At 72.2% G+C, this 16,762-nt stretch carries 11 protein-coding genes and 1 other RNA gene; 8 read left to right on the top strand and 4 right to left on the bottom strand.

Annotation, left to right across the window (positions count from 1 at the left end):
- The first annotated feature begins 24 nt into the window (after positions 1 to 24).
- Entirely contained in the window at positions 25 to 933 is a 909-nt protein-coding gene (gene trhO / locus RI211_RS12970; protein WP_280568585.1) for an oxygen-dependent tRNA uridine(34) hydroxylase TrhO, read from the top strand.
- A gap of 18 nt (positions 934 to 951) precedes the next feature.
- Here trhO and RI211_RS12965 read toward each other — a convergent pair whose 3' ends face one another.
- The 4 genes from RI211_RS12965 to RI211_RS12950 all read right to left on the bottom strand — a co-directional run bounded on the left by RI211_RS12965 (position 952) and on the right by RI211_RS12950 (position 8,439).
- On the bottom strand, positions 952 to 3,219 hold the full coding sequence (locus RI211_RS12965; RefSeq protein WP_315637835.1) for a transglutaminase TgpA family protein: 2,268 nt from the start codon (positions 3,217 to 3,219) through the stop codon (positions 952 to 954).
- Positions 3,206 to 4,396: a DUF58 domain-containing protein gene (locus RI211_RS12960; RefSeq protein WP_315637836.1), complete on the bottom strand. Its 1,191-nt coding sequence runs from the start codon at positions 4,394 to 4,396 to the stop codon at positions 3,206 to 3,208. Before RI211_RS12960 ends, RI211_RS12965 begins: the two co-directional genes overlap by 14 nt.
- A gap of 10 nt (positions 4,397 to 4,406) precedes the next feature.
- The gene (locus RI211_RS12955) at positions 4,407 to 5,396 is read right to left on the bottom strand and encodes an AAA family ATPase (protein ID WP_315637837.1); all 990 of its coding nucleotides are present in this window, start codon (positions 5,394 to 5,396) and stop codon (positions 4,407 to 4,409) included.
- Positions 5,397 to 5,505: 109 nt separating this feature from the next.
- Positions 5,506 to 8,439 (bottom strand): DEAD/DEAH box helicase family protein, encoded by a 2,934-nt coding sequence (locus RI211_RS12950; protein WP_315637838.1) that lies wholly within the window; start codon positions 8,437 to 8,439, stop codon positions 5,506 to 5,508.
- A gap of 65 nt (positions 8,440 to 8,504) precedes the next feature.
- Here RI211_RS12950 and ffs point away from each other — a divergent pair.
- From ffs to RI211_RS12915, 7 genes are all read left to right on the top strand, one after another.
- Positions 8,505 to 8,601, top strand: an RNA gene (gene ffs, locus RI211_RS12945) — signal recognition particle sRNA small type.
- A gap of 48 nt (positions 8,602 to 8,649) precedes the next feature.
- Positions 8,650 to 9,258, top strand: coding sequence for a rhomboid family intramembrane serine protease (locus RI211_RS12940; protein ID WP_315637839.1), 609 nt, complete (start codon positions 8,650 to 8,652; stop codon positions 9,256 to 9,258).
- A 152-nt stretch (positions 9,259 to 9,410) separates the two neighbouring features.
- Complete coding sequence (locus tag RI211_RS12935; RefSeq protein ID WP_315637840.1) at positions 9,411 to 9,953, top strand: hypothetical protein; 543 nt, start codon at positions 9,411 to 9,413, stop codon at positions 9,951 to 9,953.
- Between the two features lie 62 nt (positions 9,954 to 10,015).
- Positions 10,016 to 12,145 carry a phosphate acetyltransferase gene (gene pta / locus RI211_RS12930; RefSeq protein ID WP_315637841.1) on the top strand — a complete coding sequence of 710 codons (2,130 nt, stop codon included), beginning with the start codon at positions 10,016 to 10,018 and terminating at the stop codon, positions 12,143 to 12,145.
- A complete protein-coding gene (locus RI211_RS12925; RefSeq protein WP_315637842.1) occupies positions 12,142 to 13,362 on the top strand; it encodes an acetate/propionate family kinase in 1,221 nt (406 codons plus the stop codon). Before pta ends, RI211_RS12925 begins: the two co-directional genes overlap by 4 nt.
- Positions 13,363 to 13,461: 99 nt before the next feature.
- Positions 13,462 to 14,220, top strand: a complete 759-nt coding sequence (locus RI211_RS12920; RefSeq protein WP_268776714.1) for a beta-phosphoglucomutase family hydrolase — start codon at positions 13,462 to 13,464, stop codon at positions 14,218 to 14,220.
- Positions 14,217 to 16,724 (top strand): glycoside hydrolase family 65 protein, encoded by a 2,508-nt coding sequence (locus RI211_RS12915; protein WP_315637843.1) that lies wholly within the window; start codon positions 14,217 to 14,219, stop codon positions 16,722 to 16,724. The genes RI211_RS12920 and RI211_RS12915 overlap by 4 nt, the downstream gene beginning before the upstream one ends.
- Positions 16,725 to 16,762 lie beyond the last annotated feature (38 nt).

Here is a 16,762-nt window from a genome sequence, read left to right as displayed (position 1 = left end):
CGGGAGGCGACGTAGGATTCCTGGGTGGCCACCCCCAAGATCCTCCTCTTCTACGCGTTCACCCCGCTCGCCGACCCGGAGGCCATCCGCGTCTGGCAGCGCGATCTCGGCGAGGCGCTGGGGCTGCGCGGTCGGCTGCTGATCTCGTCGCAGGGCATCAACGGCACTCTCGGCGGCGACCTCCCGGTGCTGAAGAAATGGGTGCGGTCATTCCGCTCCTATGCGCCCTTCCGCGACGCCGACATCAAGTGGAGCGAGGGCACCGGGCTCGACGCGTCGGGTCGCAGCCTCGACTTCCCGAAGTTGAGTGTGAAGGTGCGCGACGAGATCGTGTCGTTCGGGGCCCCGGACGAGCTGCGGGTCGACGCGGACGGCGTCGTCGGCGGGGGCGTGCGGCTCACCCCCGAACAGCTGCACGCCCTGGTCGCCGAGCGCGGGGACGAGGTCGTGTTCTTCGACGGACGGAACGCGCTGGAGGCCGAGATCGGACGCTTCCGCGGCGCCGTCGTGCCGGATACGGAGACCACCAGGGACTTCGTGCGCCTGCTCGACTCCGGCACCTACGACGACCTGAAGGGCAAGCCCGTCGTCACGTACTGCACCGGCGGCATCCGCTGCGAGGTGCTGTCGAGTCTCATGGTCGCCCGCGGCTTCGGCGAGGTGTATCAGCTGGAGGGCGGCATCGTCCGCTACGGGGAGACCTTCGGCGACGACGGCCTCTGGGACGGATCGCTCTACGTCTTCGACGGGCGTGGATCCGTCGACTTCTCGGACCACGCGCGGGTCATCGGTGTGTGCGTGGGATGCGGCGCGGCGACCAAGCGCACCGCCAACTGCCCTGACCCGTCGTGCCGCGTGCAGTCCGTCGTCTGCGCGGACTGCGAGGCCGTCGCGTGCCCCGCGCATGCGGCCACCGTGCCGACGCGGGCCTGAGCGGCGCGACGACGACGGTCACACCAGGAGCCGGGCGTCTGATCCGCGCGGAGCGTAGAGCGACCGCGGCAGCAGCAGTGCGCGTGCCCGCGTCGACCCGTCGACATGCGCGCGGAGACTGGCGAGCACGGACTGCAAGGGCGCGCCGAGGTCGTCCTCCGCCGCGGACGCGCGGGCGTAGTTGGCGCGCTCCACTGCCGCGATGAGCCGCCCCAGCGCAGCCTCGTCGGCTCCCGCATCCCTGACGAGACCGGCGGCCCGCATCCGCGGACTGTCCGCATCCGAGACCGCGATCCGGAGATCGATCAGGGTGTCGCGCAGTTCCGCCCAGGCCGCGGCGGCGTCTCCGCGAGCGGCACGGCGCATCCGGAGGCGCCGCTCGACGAGCCGGACGAGCGCGGGAAGGAGGAGGAGCGCCACGATGCCGAGCACGGTGAGGACCACCGGCGTCGGGTCCAGCCGGCGCAGCTCTCCGGAGTCCGTCGAGCCGGCATCGGCATCCCGCCGATCGACCTCGGGGCCGGAGGTCTCCTCCGTCTGGGGTGCGGTCGTCGGCGCAGGAGTGGCGGGGCCTCCGCCGGTCCCGCCTGCGGTCGTGCCCGCCCGGAAGGCCGTGGGGACGCCGAGCGAGGCGGTCGGCTCGAACGGCACCCAGCCGATCCCGGGGAACAGCACCTCGGGCCAGGAATGCAGCTGATCGCTCGACACCGAGAAGATCGACTCGTCTCCGCGCTTCTCGTCCGTGAGGGACCCGGGGAGGTAGCCCACCACGATGCGCACCTGCATGCCGAGGCTCTCGGCCATGAGGGCGAAGGAGCCGGCGAAGTGCACGCAGTATCCGGACCGCTCTTCGAGGAATCGTGCCACCGCGTCCGCGCCGGTCCCGTCGAACCCCTCGTCGACCGGCGTCTCCAGCGAGTACTCGAACTGCGACCGGAACCAGTTCTGCAGGGCGACGAGGCGGTCGTAGTCGGTCTCCTCGTCCGCGGTGACCTCCGTCGCCAGCCGGGAGATGATCCCCGGAAGCTCGACGTCCTCGTCCTCCGCGTCCGCGAGGGGCGGGGCGGCCTCCGCGGCGCGGATCTGCTCCAGGGTCGGCGTCACGCGGAGCGAGGTGACCGTGTAGTCGTTGCCGACCGCATCGGCGCGGCGGGAGAAGAGGGTGCGGTTCTCGGGCGACACGCGCCACGCGGCGCTCAGACCCTGCACTTCCGTGGCCGGATACGGCAGCGGGAGCCAGGAGCTCGACATGCGCAGCACCCGGATCGAGGTCGTCTGCTCTGCGGTGGTGATGTCGTCCCCCCACTCCGGATCCCCGAAGCCGTCGACCTGAGACTGCAGGTCCCCGCGATCCGGCTGCCAGACGCGGCCGTCGAACCGGGAGAGCGTCGTGAGGCGGAGATACGGGGCGGTGTCGGTCTTCGCGGCCACCGTCAGCACCTCGACCGGACTCGGCTGCCGCAGATCGTCGCCCAGCCGTAGCGAGGCATCGACGGTCACGCCGACCCCGGTGCCGGTGATGGTCGAGCCGACCGGGAGCAGCGGCGTCACGACGAGGGTGGTCGCGAGGGCGGCGGCACCGACGGCGACCGCGACGCCGGCCGACGCGCGGCGCGGTGACTCCGGATGCCGACGTGCAGTGAAGCGGAACACGAGGAGCGCCACGACCGCCGCGAGGGCGAACCAGGCCACATTCGGGGCACCCAGGGTGATGATCATGGGCACCGCACCGGTGACGCCCAGCAGAACGGTCGTGAGCACGGCGGAGCGACTCGCGATCAGGAGATCGAGCAGGATCGCGACGACCGCGAAGCCCGCTCCGAGGGCGGCCGCAAGCCCCGGGGAGGCCTCCAGCGGGGCCGAACCGAAGACGATCTCCTCCGCCGCGGCGGAGGCGAGGGCCTGGAACAGGCCGAAGGTGCGGGGCGTCGGCACGACCCCCGCGATCGCGGTGCCTCCGGCGAGGAGCAGCGTGAGGACGCCGACCGCCACGATGACCTGCGCCACAAGGGCGAGCAGCCCGGCGATACCCTCCGAACGCCCGCGCAGGAGATGACGCACGAGCGCGCCGACCCCCACGACCGCGATGATGACGACGGTCGTGACGAACGACCAGGTCCCCGGAGCGATGACGGCGGTGAACGGCCACAGCGCCGTGAGGGCCGCGAGGCCGGCGAGGGCCGCCGGAGCGAGGACACCGGACGGCGGCTCCTCCCGGTCACGATGCCAGCGTGCGCGGGTGTCGGCGGGCACGGGGGCGGGTCGCGTGCGCTCAGCGCGGAACATCGGCGGCTCCCGTCCGCGCCGACAGCGCGTCGTCCCAGGCATCCGCGACGTCGACGCCGAGCCGGGTCACGGTCCAGCCGTGCTGGCGGGCGGCGTCCTCCGTTCCTGGGAGCGGATCGGTGCTGAACAGCAGCGGTGCTGCGGCCCCCGCCGGACGCAGGAGCGCGGCGTCCTCCTCGTCCAGCCGACCAGTCACGTAGACGAGCGGCCCCGGCGGTGTCCCGCCCAGGAGCGCGGCGAGGTCGCGCCTCTCGCCGCGCGGCGTCACCATCGCCAGGGCGACCAGCAGGCCGTCCCTGTCGTCCTCGTGTCCGCGGAGCACGCCGAGGAGCGTGCCGGCGCTGTCCAGCACGTCGACGCTGTACCCCTCCGCAGCGAGGTGCACGGCGGCGGACGCGCACAGGGAGACCGCGGCCTCGAATGCCGGGTCGACGGCATCGGTCCCCGTGGTCCAGCCGCCGGCGGCGCGGTCGAGCACGACGACCGCGTCGGGGCTCGACTCCTCCTCCTCCTGCCGGACCATGAGTTCGCCGCGGTGCGCCGTCGCCCTCCAGTGGATGCGTCGCATCGAGTCACCCGGTGCGTAGCCGCGGGGGGAGAGGTTGTCGCTGCCCTGGCCCAGGCGGGTGGACGAGGTGTGCGCGGTCCCGCCCGCGGCGCCGATCCGCACGGCGAGCGGGGTGAGCGCGAAGACCTCCGGCACGACCGTGATGGTGCGCGTGTCGCCGAAGGCCTGCTCGCGCTGGGCGAGACCGAACGGGTCGACGGTGCGCAGCAGGAGGGGGCCCAGCGGCCAGACACCCCGGCGGACGCCGGTGATGAGGTAGTTCAGCTGGGGTGTGTCCCCGGGATACTCGCCCCCCGAGTCGCCGGCGACCGCGGTGGGGAGGACGTCGTGCCAGAGCCCGTGCGGGACCCGGAGGGCGCGCAGCGTGAAGCGGACCGTCACCCGCGAGGTCTCCGAGACCGTGAGCAGGTCGGTCGAGATCTGTCGGCTGACCGTTCCGGAGCGTCGCGGGAGACGCACGGCGAGGGCGGCGAACAGCGTGAGCGCAGCCAGCAGGATCCCGAGATACAGGAGGATCCTGGCGCCGAGGACGTTGGCCGCGATCACGCACCCGAGCGCGGCGACGAGCGCACCGGTGCCGCGCGGCGTGAGCAGTCGACGTCGGCGCATGATCGCGTCCTCAGGAGCGGGTCGCGACGGGGACGCGGACGCGCTCGGCGATCTGGGTGAGTGCGGCCTCGACCGGCTGCGCGCCGGCACGGTGGGCCCCGCGGGCGGGGAGCAGCCGGTGCGCGAACACGGGGATCAGCAGGTCGGTGATGTCGTCCGGGATGACGTAGTCGCGGCCGTCCAGCGCGGCCCAGACCTTCGCGGCGCGGACGAGCTGCAGCGTGGCCCGCGGGCTGGCGCCGAGGTGCAGGCTGGGGTCGTTCCGCGTCGCCTGGGCGAGGGAGACGGCGTACTCCTCGAGGGCGGGCGCCACGTGCACGGCGCGCGCCCACGCGATGAGCTGGGAGATCGCGGCGGCGTCCGCGACGGGGGTGACGGTCGCCAGCGGATTCACGACGTCGCGCTGCCGGAGCATGAGGGCCTCGGCCGCGGGATCGGGGTAGCCCATCGAGATGCGCATCATGAAGCGGTCGCGCTGCGCCTCGGGGAGCGCGTACGTGCCCTCCATCTCCAGCGGGTTCTGCGTGGCGACCACGAGGAACGGATCGGGCAGCCGGTGGGTGGAGCCGTCGACCGTGACCTGCCCCTCCTCCATGGCCTCCAGCAGCGCCGACTGGGTCTTGGGGGACGAGCGGTTGATCTCGTCGGCGATGACGATGTTCGCGAAGATGGCGCCGCGTTTGAACTCGAACTCGCGGTCGACGGGGTTGTAGACGGACACGCCCGTCACGTCGCCGGGAAGGAGATCCGGGGTGAACTGGATGCGCCGGACGGTGGCATCGACGGTGGCGGCGAGGGCGCGCGCCAGCATGGTCTTCCCGACCCCGGGCACGTCCTCGATGAGCAGATGGCCTTCGGCGAGCAGGCAGACGAGGGCGCTGCGCACGGCCTCGGGCTTCCCGTCGATCACCTGGCTGATCGAGCCGAGGATGGCCGCCGTCTGTGCGGCGAATCCGTCGGCGTCGATCGCGACCGGGCTCAGGGGGGCGTTCTCTGGCATGCGTTCCCTCTCGTCCGGCGCAACGATGCGCGTGCATCGATCGTACGCTCCGCACGGCCTGCGGGACCATGTCGGGCTGGCCGGTCTGCGGGGACGGCAGGGTCGGCCGTCAGCCCCAGATCCGGTACCGCGGCTCCGCGGGGTCGAGCAGCGCAGGGGTGAGGCGGGCGACCTGGAGCAGCGCGAGACCCGTCGTCCCCCGGAGTTCGTGGAGCTCGCACTGCCCGACCGTCTCCCGCCACCGCGCGGCGAAAGCCTCGGCGTCGGCTCGGCGGCGCGAGAGCGCTGCGGGAACCGGCAGCAGACGACGACCGGGGACGGCGCGGTCGACGATCGAGCGGATGCGGTCGAGCACGGGACCGGGCCGGCCGAAGATCCCTTGGTCGACCCGCAGGAGGAAGCGCGGGCTCTCGGCCACGGCGAACAGCTCCTGCAGGGCGTCGGCGATCAGTGCGCGGTCGCTCCGCGGTCCGGCGATCTCGATCCAGAAGTCGGCGGCGGAGCGGTTGCGCACCCGGACGGTCGAGGCATCGAAGGGCCCCACCCGTCCGGCGTCGTGGAGGGACCGGGCGATGGCCAGCGCGGCGCCGCCGTACAGAGCAGCGGGGTCACGGAGGCGGTGCAACGCGCGCAGCACGCTGGACCCGCACACCACAGCGGTCGCCAGCACGCCGCCGAGCGCCGCGACGGTGACGCCCGCCTCCAGCGGGAGGGAGACTGCGCCGATCGCCCCCAACGCCGCCGTTCCGAGGGCGATGCCGGTCGCGCTGAATCCGAATGTCAGGGGCACGGCAGCGGCGAGGGTCGGTCCCGTCCGCAGCAGGCGGGCCTCCGGCGTCGTGCGGACGGAGACCACGTCGCGCTCCCGGGAGTCGTGAGGCTCGCCGATCCGCCAGTCCGCTCTGGTCCGGGCGCGGGTGGGGAGCCGCGAGAGCGTCTCCTCGTTGATCCTCTCGATCGTGGCGCCGGGGACCTTCTCGAGGACGGCGTCGAGTGCGGCGATCGCGGCGGAGGGGAGCGCGTGGTCCAGTCCCGAGACGATCCGGGTGCCGTCGTCGGCGCTGAGCCCCCAGAGGTGTCCGTGTCGTCGTCGCAGGCGCTGCGTCTCGGCGGGGCTGTCCAGGTCGACGGACGCGGGGATGACGCACGCCACCGACCAGTTGTGCGCCACCTTCTCCGGCCATGCGGGGTCGAGACGCAGGGTGCGCCCCCGGAGCTGCTGGGTGCCGGTGCTCGTCGCCACCGCGGTCAGATCGATCAGCGTGTTCACCGACGGGCAGTCCCACCCCTCGCCGAGGAGTCCTCGGGTGCCGACGAGCACCCGCACGGTGCCGCGTCGGATCAGCTCCGAGACGGCCGCGACGACCTGGCCCCGTCCGGCCTCGGCGACGCGGAGATCCCGCGCGCCTCCTGCTCCGTCGACGACCGTCACCTCGTCCCCGAGCACCGCGGACAGCTGCTCCGCGAGGTCGGCGGCATCGACGGCCCGCACCCGCAGATGATGGGCGGTCAGCAGCACCGGACGCAGCGTCCCTGTCACCTCGTCGGCGGCCAGGAGGTCGAAGACGCGGAGTGCGCCGGCGGGCTGCCCGGTGAGCCCGCGGCGGCTCCCGTGCTCGACGAAGTCGGTCACGACCACCGCCCGCATCTGGGCGCCGGCCTCTCCGCTCAGCTCGCGGCGCAGGATGTCCACGGCTGCGCGGTCCTTCGCCACCGAAGACGTCAGTGTGGTCTCCACCGGGTCCCGGCCGCGTCGCAGCCCCCGATCGGTGAGGTGCAGGCCGAAATCCGCGAGAGCTCCGCGCACGTGCTCCCATTGGCGCAGGGCGGTGGGGTCGGTGAGCAGGCGCGTCTGCGCGAAACGGGTGAGGACGGTGAGGAGGTCGTCGGTCGTGCAGCGGCCGAACAGCACCGGCGGCAGGAGCGCGCCGAGCGGGTGCCACGGCGCCACCGTCTTGAGGACGACTCCGGCGGCCCGGGTGAGGGTGAAGTCCGTGGAGAGCGCGTGCTCCAGCCGTGCCCGCCGCGCGATGTCGGGGTCGTCCGTCCCCGTCGGTGGCACGGAGCCCGCCGCCGGCTCCGGCTGCAACGTCGCCTCCAGATACGCCACGCCGTCCGGCGAGGACAGCACCTGCCCGACGAGATCCGCCAGCAGGGCTTCGTGCCGGCGGATGAAGGCGGCCTCGGTCGGGTCCGGCTGGGTGAACCAGATCGAGTCCCGATAGGGCGCGAGGTGGCCCTCCTTCACCACCGCGGGGGCGGGCACCTCGTAGTCCACGTCTCCGAGCAGGCGCGTGTAGTTCTCGTACTCGACACCGTCGTCGGGGGAGGGGAGCGTCGCCGTCAGGCCGATCAGGACCGGGGGCGATCCCGCGGCCCGGATGCGCGCCGCCAGGTAGGCGACGACCAGCGCCCAGTGGTCGAGCAGGTGATGGCACTCGTCCAGGACGATCGTGCGCACTCCGGCGGCGACGATCGCGTCGATGAGCGCCACGGCGTTGGGGTGCAGCACCCGGGCCAGCTCCTCCGGGCGCTGCTGCGAGAACGAGCGGCGCACCCGACGTACCCGCCGCCGCAGTCCTGAGCGGTAGCGGTCGGGGTTGTCGACCTCGAGTGTGGCGAGCCAGGTCGCCGCATCGGCCTCGGACCGATCGGTCTCGGCGAGCTCGGCGATCCACCGATGACGCGCCAGCTCCTCGAACGGCGAACCGTCGCCGGTGACGCTGAGGAGTTGGTAGGTCAGCACGGTGAGGTCTCCGAGCCGCCGCGGATCGTCCGAGACGGCGTCGTCCTCGGGGGCGAGCTTCCGCGCCTCCCGGAGCCATTGCTGGCGGATGGTGAGCGTCGGAGTCAGGACGAGCGTGCGGTGTCCCTCCCGCGCGGCGAGCAGCAGTCCGAGCAGGGTCTTGCCGGAACCCGGCGGTGCGACGACGTGCATCTTCTCGTCGGAGCCGACCTCGATGCGCTCCAGCACCTCGGCCTGGTACGTGCGCAGCGGTCCGCGGAACCGCCACGACGAGAGCGGGTGGGCGAGCGGATCCATGACCTGCACAGTCTCTCAAAGAGTGCGGTGTGTCATCGCGCCGGTCGGCGTCGGGTAGAGTGGACGACGGCTCTCCGCGTGGCGGCATCCAGGCCAATTCCCCCAGGGCGGAAACGCAGCAAGGGTAACCGGGCTCTGCTGGGTGCGCGGAGGGTCTTTTCTTTTGCCCGCGTCCAGCCGGCCCCAGGGTGCTCCTGCGACAATCGAGCGGTGACCGTTCCTCCGCCGGCCAGACCCGAGCATCCGCTGCGGCGATTCGCGTCGCCCGTGCTGCTGCTCGCGGCGATGTGGGCGGTGCAGTTCGCGGACGCCGTGCTGCCGGGCTCGTTCAGCGGCCTCGGCATCCGCTCGTGGGATCCCGCCGGGCTGCTCGGGATCGTGTTCGCGCCGCTGCTGCACGCGAGCTGGGCGCATCTGATCGCGAACTCCGTCCCGTTCCTCGTGCTGGGCTGCCTGGTGGCCGTCGAGGGCACGCGCCGATTCTGGGCGGTCACCGTGATCGTCGCGGTCGTCGGCGGGCTCGGGACCTGGCTCGTGAACGCGCCCGGCACGCTGACGGTCGGCGCCTCCGGACTCGTGTTCGGCTACTTCGGCTACGTGGTGATGCGGGTGTTCGCCCCGGGCCGGGTGGCGCATCGCATCCTCTACGCGGTGATCGCCGTCGTCGTGATCGGCCTCTACGGCGGCACCATGCTGGCCGGGGTGTTCGGAGTGGCGGACGGCGTGTCCTGGCAGGGGCACCTCTTCGGCGCCATCGGAGGCGGTGCGGCCGCGCTCGCCGGACGCCGTCCCGACCACCGCCGCGCCGTCGGACGATGACCGCTCCGCGCACGGGAGGGACGACGGCGAAGAGGTCCACGCCGACCAGGCGGCCCGCCGCGACGCGCGAGGCGGCCAACCGCCGACGCCGTGAGGCTCGCCGTCGGGCCGCCCGGCGCGCACAACGGAAGCGGATCCTGCGACGCGTCGCCGTGTCGGCTGCCGTGGTGGCCGCGGTGGCGGCGCTGCTCGTGCTCATCCCGCTGGGGCTGGCGAGGGATCCGGCGCCGGTCTGCCTCGACCGGCCGTCGACCTTCCCCCAGGCGGGGGTGGCCGGATGGAGCGGTGAACAGCTCGAGAACGCCGCGACCATCATCCGCACCGCCGACGAGCTCGGGTTCGCGCGGGACGGCCAGATCCTCGGCGTCATGACCGCGATGGGCGAGAGCAGCCTGCGCAACATCGACTACGGCGACTGGGAGACGCGCGGGTGGACCAATCCGGACGGTTCGCGCACGACGAGCATCGGCCTCTTCCAGCAGCAGGACTGGTGGGGGAGCGTGGAGCAGCGGATGGATCCGGCCACCGCCGCCCGGTTGTTCTTCGAGCGCCTCGGACGCGTGCCCGACTGGCCGTCGATGGCGCCCTCGCATGCCATCCACCGGGTGCAGGTGAACACCGATCGGGACTACTACACGCGGTATCAGGAGGACGCGACGGCGGTCGTCGACGTGCTCTCCGGCCCGTGCGAGTGACGCCCGCGTTTGTCACGGCAGCTGTGGGGTGCGGTGTCGGGGTGCCCGCCTAAGCTGGAGCCGTGTCGCGGAGCATCTACATCACCTCGGCCGAAGGCCACACCGGGAAGTCGACGATCGCCCTCGGGGCGCTCGACGCGCTGATGCGCGTGTCGCCGCGCGTCGGGGTCTTCCGCCCGATCGCCCGGGCGGTCGCGGAGCGCGACGAGATCCTTGAGCTGCTGCTCGCCCATGACGGCGTCCAGCTCGACTACGAGGACTGCATCGGCGTCACCTACGACGATGTGCGCGCCGATCCGGAGGGCGCGCTGTCGACCATCGTCGCCCGCTTCAAGGCCGTCGAGGCGCAGTGCGACGCGGTGGTGATCGTCGGCAGCGACTACACCGACGTCGCGAGCCCGGCCGAGCTCGGCTTCAACGCCCGGATCGCGGCGAACCTCGGCGCCCCCGTCCTGCTCGTGCTGAGCGGGCGCGACCAGCAGCGGCAGGCCGAGCAGCTCGGCACCACGACCGCGCGGGTGCCCGCCGCCGTCGGCCAGATCGCCGCCCTCGCGCTGCCGGAACTCGCCGAGGAGCGCGCGGAACTGTTCGCGGTGGCCGTGAACAGGGCCGACCCGGACGGGCTCGATGCCATCGTCGACGCGGTGCGCGCCGTCCTGCCCGCCGGCACCCCGGTCTGGGCGCTGCCCGAGGACCGCGCGCTCGTCGCACCGTCCATCCGCGGCATCGTCTCCGCCGTCGACGGGACGCTGCTCAAGGGCGACGAGGATCGCCTGACCGCGGTCGCGCTGTCCATCGTCGTGGCCGGGATGTCGATGGTGAACGTCCTGCCGCGTCTCACCGACGAGGCCGTCGTCGTGATCCCCGCCGACCGCACCGAGGTGCTGCTCGCCGCCCTCCTCGCCGACTCCTCCGGCACGTTCCCGCGGATCGCCGGGATCATCCTCAACGGTCCCTTCCCCCTGCCCGAACCGATCCTCCAGCTGCTCGACGGCTTCGCCTCCTCTGTGCCGATCATCACGACCGACCTCGGCACCTACGACACGGCGGTACGGGTGATGGGCACCCGCGGCCGCATCTCCGCCGACTCGCGCGGTCGCTACGACCGGGCACTCGGGCTCTTCCAGGCGCATGTCGACGTGGCCGAGCTCACCGAGCAGCTCGGGCTCGCCGAGTCGCACGTCGTCACGCCGCTCATGTTCCAGTACGGACTGATGGAACGCGCGCGGTCCGACCGCCGCCACATCGTCCTCCCCGAGGGCGACGACGACCGCATCCTCCGCGCGGCGGCGGCGCTGCTGTCCCGTGAGGTGGCGGAGCTCACCATCCTCGGCGACGACGGCGCGATCCGTGCGCGGGCGGCGGAGCTCGGCCTCGACATCGCCGGTGCGCACGTGGTGAGCCCCACCGACCCGGCCCTCGTGGAGCGCTTCGCCGCCGAGTACGCCCGGTTGCGCGCCCACAAGGGGATCACCCTCGCGCAGGCCGCCGACACCGTCACGGACGTCTCCTACTTCGGGACGATGATGGTGCACCTCGGACTCGCCGACGGCATGGTCTCCGGTGCCGCGCACACCACGGCGCACACGATCCGTCCGTCCTTCGAGATCATCAAGACGAAGCCGGGTGTGAACGTCGTCTCCAGCGTGTTCCTCATGGCCCTCGCCGACCGCGTGCTCGTGTACGGCGACTGCGCGGTCATCCCCGATCCCACGGCCGAGCAGCTCGCCGACATCGCGATCTCGTCCGCCACCACCGCCCGGCAGTTCGGCATCGACCCCCGCGTGGCGATGCTGTCGTACTCCACCGGTGAGTCCGGGTCGGGAGCCGACGTCGACAAGGTCAGGGCGGCGACGGCACTCGTGCGCGAGCGCGCTCCCGAACTTCTGGTGGAGGGCCCCATCCAGTACGACGCCGCCGCCGACGCGGCGGTCGCCAAGGCCAAGCTGCCGGACTCGGCGGTGGCGGGGCGGGCGACCGTGTTCGTCTTCCCCGACCTCAACACCGGCAACAACACCTACAAGGCGGTGCAGCGCTCCGCCGGCGCCGTGGCCATCGGTCCAGTGCTCCAGGGACTCAACAAGCCCATCAACGACCTGTCCCGCGGTGCGCTCGTCGACGACATCGTGAACACGGTGGCCATCACGGCGATCCAGGCCCAGGGCGACGAGCGATCGGGGGAGGGGGCGTGAGCGCGATCCTCGTCATCAACAGCGGGTCGTCCTCGCTGAAGTACAGCCTCATCGACACCGCGCACGAGGACGAACTCGCCACCGGGCTCATCGAGCGCATCGGACAGGAGTCCAGCCCTGTCGCCCACACCGTGCGCCCGGAGCCGGGTGACGGACCGTCGGCCACGATGCTCGACGCCACCTACCGCGACGAGCAGCCCATCCCCGACCACGCTGCGGCCTTCGAGGTCATGCGCGCGCAGTTCGCCGCGCACGGTCCTTCGCTCGATGCCCATCCGCCGGTCGCGGTGGGGCATCGGGTCGTGCACGGTGGGGCGCGCTTCTACGCGCCGACCCTGATCGATTCCGACGTCGAGCGGCAGATCGACGAGCTCGCCGTGCTGGCGCCGCTGCACAACCCCGCGAACCTCGCCGGCATCCGGGCGGCCCGCGCCGTGTTCGCCGACGTCCCGCACGTCGCGGTCTTCGACACGGCGTTCCATCAGACGCTCCCGCCCGCGGCTTACACCTACGCGATCGACGCGCAGCTCGCCGCCGCGCACCGGGTCCGTCGATACGGCTTCCACGGCACGAGCCACCAGTACGTCAGCGCGGCCGCCGCGCGTTTCCTCGGGCGCGATCTCGGCTCCCTGCGGCAGCTCGTGTTCCACCTCGGCAACGGCGCCTCGGTCACCGCGATCGACGGCGGCCGCTCGGTGGAGACGTCGATGGGACTCACCCCGCTCGAGGGGCTCGTCATGGGGACGCGCTCGGGCGACCTCGATCCGGCCGCCCTCGTGCACCTGTCGCGCCGTGCCGGCTACACGATCGACGACCTCGACGCGCTCCTGAACACCCGCAGCGGGCTGGCCGGCCTCGCCGGTCGCAGCGACATGCGCGACATCCTCGCCGGGGTCGCTGCGGGCGAAGAGGCCGCGACACTCGCTTTCGACGTGTACGTCCACCGTCTCCGGGCCTACGCCGGCGCCTACATCGCTCAGCTCGGCGGGGTCGACGTCGTGTCCTTCACCGCCGGCGTGGGCGAGAACGCGGCCCCTGTGCGGGCAGCGGCGATGGCGACGCTCGGCTTCGCGGGGATCGAGATCGATGCCACCCGCAACGAGGCGAAGGAGCGCGGCATCCGTGTCATCTCCACGGATGCGTCCGCCGTGACGGTCCTCGTCGTCCCCACCGACGAGGAGCTGCAGATCGCCAGGCAGACCGCCGAGCTGCTCTGATACCGGTCCGGGGTTACCCCGCGCGCGCCACCGCCATTACGCTTGCACAGTGGCACGGAGAGGTGCCGACCCGACCCTCGTCCTTCTCCTGGAGGCTCTGTGCCACACGCGCTGCCCGACCTGTTCCACGCCGACGGTGTGCTGTTCGACCTCGACGGCGTCCTCACGCCGACCGCCGAGGTGCACATGCGCGCCTGGAAGGCGGTCTTCGACGACGTCTTCGCCCGCTGGGACATCACCCCGCCGTACACCGACGAGGACTACTTCGCCTACGTCGACGGCAAGAAGCGCTACGACGGCGTCGCGAGTCTGCTGCGCAGCCGCAACGTCGAGGTGCCGTGGGGCTCGGTGGACGACGACCCGTCGGCCGAGACCATCTGCGGGATCGGCAACCGCAAGAACGCCGCGTTCGCGACGTCCCTCCGCAGCCAGGGCATCGCTCCGTTCCCCGGCTCCCTCGCCGTCGTCGAGGCGCTGCACGCCGCCGGGATCCCGCTCGGCGTCGTCTCCAGCTCGAAGAACGCCGAGGAGGTGCTGGCGGCCGCCGGCATCCGCTCCTTCTTCCGCGTCGTGATCGACGGCGTCGTCGCCGAGCGCGAGCACCTCGCCTCCAAGCCCGCTGCCGACATGTTCGCCGCCGGCGCCACGGCCCTCGGCGTCGACCCGGCCCGCAGCATCGCCGTCGAGGACGCCACCTCCGGTGCCGCCTCCGCCGCCGCGGCGGGGTATGCCGTGGTCATCGGCGTCGACCGCGGAGCGGGCGCCGACGCCCTCCGGGCCGCCGGAGCCACCCACGTCGTCGACGACCTCGGCGTCCTGCTTCCCGCCACCCGCACCGACACCCCGGAGAACGCATGATCGACCGCGACCGCTTCCCCGTCGACCCGTGGCGTCTCATCGAGACGCGCTACTCGGAGGAGGGCGTCGGCGAGACGCTGTTCTCGGTCGGCAACGGCTACCTCGGGCTCCGGGGCAACCACATCGAGGGGCGTGGCGCGCAGGAGCACGGCACCTTCATCAACGGTCTGCACGAGACCTGGCCCATCCGGCACGCCGAGCAGGCCTACGGTTTCGCCGAGGTCGGCCAGACCATCGTCAACGCCCCCGACGCCAAGGTGATGCGGCTCTACGTCGACGACGAGCCGATCTCCCTCGACGACGCGGACGTGCGCGAGTACGCCCGCACGCTCGACATGCGCACGGGGGTGCTCGAACGGCGCGTGGTCTGGGAGACTCCCTCCGGCAAGCGGGTGCGCATGCGGGATCAGCGTCTCGTGAGCTTCGAGGAGCGCCACCTCGCGGTGCTGCGGCTCGAGGTCGTCGTCGAGAACGCCAACGCCCCGGTCACGATCAGCTGCCAGCTCCTCAACCGTCAGGACGGGGCGGGCGTGTATGCCGGCTCTCCGATGACGACCAAGGGCGCCGCCTTCGACCCGCGCAAGGCCGAGCGCATCGCGGACCGTGTGCTGCAGCCGGCCGAGCACTGGCAGGACGGTCTGCGCTCCGCCCTGTCGTATCGGGTCGCCGCGTCCGGGATGACCGTCGCCGTCGTGGCCGATCACATCATCGAGACGGAGAACGACTACAACGTCCGGACGCTCATCGAGCCGGACATCGCCAAGAACGTCTTCCGCGTGCAGGCGAAGGCCGGCGTGCCCATCACGATCACCAAGCTCGTCAGCTATCACTCCTCCCGCGGGGTGCCCCCGCGGGAGCTCGTCGACCGCTGCCGTCGGTCCCTCGACCGGGCCGCGGACGAGGGCGTGGAGACGGTGTTCCGGCGTCAGCGCGAGTGGCTCGACGCGTTCTGGGAGCGCAGCGACGTGCAGATCGGCGGGCGCGACGACCTGCAGCAGGCCACCCGCTGGTGCCTGTTCCAGCTCGCGCAGGCCTCGGCAAGGGCCGACGGCGCCGGCGTCCCCGCCAAGGGGCTGACCGGCTCCGGCTACAGCGGCCACTACTTCTGGGACACCGAGATCTACGTGCTCCCCTTCCTCACCTACACGACGCCGCGGTGGGCCTACAACGCGCTGCGGGCCCGGGTGAAGATGCTCCCCGCCGCGCGTCGCCGGGCCGCCCAGCTCAACGAGGCCGGCGCACTGTTCCCGTGGCGCACGATCAACGGCGAGGAGGCTTCGGCGTACTACGCCGCCGGCACGGCGCAGTACCACATCAACGCCGACATCAGCTTCGCGCTGGGCAAGTACGTGCGGGCGACCGGGGACGAGGCGTTTTTGCGTCGCGAGGGTGCCGACGTCGCGATCGAGACCGCGCGGCTCTGGGCCACCCTCGGCTTCTGGCGGGGCTCGCGTCTGGTCGAGCAGTCCGGTGCCGGCGAAGGGATCCAGACGTTCCACATCCACGGCGTCACCGGCCCGGACGAGTACACGACCGTCGTGAACGACAACCTGTACACGAACGTCATGGCGCGGTACAACCTCCGCTATGCGGCCAAGGTCGTCCGGGAGATCCGCGACAGCTACCCGGAGGACTACGCGGCCCTCGTGGAGCGGACGGGCCTCGGCTCCGGTGAGGCGGAGTCGTGGGAGCGGGCGGCGGAGGCGATGTACATCCCGTACAGCGAGAGCCTCGGCATCCACCCGCAGGACTCGCTGTTCCTGGAGCGGGAGGTCTGGGACCTCGCGAACACCCCGGCCGATCAGCGCCCGCTGCTGCTGCACTTCCACCCGCTGGTGATCTACCGCTTCCAGGTGCTCAAGCAGGCCGACGTGGTGCTGGCGCTGTTCCTGCAGGGCAACCACTTCTCGCCCGAGGAGAAGAAGGCCGACTTCGACTACTACGACCCGCTGACGACGGGCGATTCGACCCTGTCGGCGGTCGTGCAGTCGATCCTCGCGGCGGAGGTGGGCTACCAGGACCTCGCGCAGAAGTACTTCGAGCAGTCGCTGTTCGTCGATCTGCACGACCTGCACCACAACGCGGCCGACGGCGTGCACGTCGCCTCGGCGGGTGGGGTCTGGACGGCGCTCGTGTGCGGTTTCGGTGGGATGCGCGACTACGGCGGCGACCTCAGCTTCGACCCGCGGCTCCCGGAGTCCTGGCCCTCGCTGTCGTTCCCGCTGCAGTGGCAGGGCACGGCGATGCAGGTGACCGTCACGCGGCACGAGCTGCGGGTGCAGGTGCGCAGCGGTCCTCCGGTGCCGTTCAGCGTGCGCGACAACGCCTACATCGCGACCCTGGAGGACGACGTCATCGTCCCCCTCGCGAACCAGGGGCCCGTGATCCCCGGTCGCCCGACGCTGCAGGAGTTCGCCGACGCCCGCCGCGACGACGGCACCCGGCTCTCCGCCTCGGTCCCGGTGATCACGAGCGCCATCCCCGTCATCGAGCCGATCGACTGACCGCCGACCCACCCCGTTGCGTGCGTCCCACCCCGTTG

Source organism: Microbacterium meiriae, assembly GCF_032364335.1.
GTDB classification, from domain to species: domain Bacteria; phylum Actinomycetota; class Actinomycetes; order Actinomycetales; family Microbacteriaceae; genus Microbacterium; species Microbacterium meiriae.
Note: the sequence above shows the minus strand (reverse complement) of the source record. Positions and strands in the feature narration are given on the sequence as shown.

Bases quoted from the DNA above. Each gene is read 5' to 3' on its own strand.
- RI211_RS12915 (WP_315637843.1), top strand. From the start codon at position 14,217: ATGATCGACCGCGACCGCTTCCCCGTCGACCCGTGGCGTCTCATCGAG.
- RI211_RS12960 (WP_315637836.1), bottom strand. From the start codon at position 4,396: ATGCGCCGACGTCGACTGCTCACGCCGCGCGGCACCGGTGCGCTCGTC.
- RI211_RS12955 (WP_315637837.1), bottom strand. From the start codon at position 5,396: ATGCCAGAGAACGCCCCCCTGAGCCCGGTCGCGATCGACGCCGACGGA.
- RI211_RS12950 (WP_315637838.1), bottom strand. From the start codon at position 8,439: ATGGATCCGCTCGCCCACCCGCTCTCGTCGTGGCGGTTCCGCGGACCG.
- RI211_RS12965 (WP_315637835.1), bottom strand. From the start codon at position 3,219: ATGTTCCGCGCTGAGCGCACGCGACCCGCCCCCGTGCCCGCCGACACC.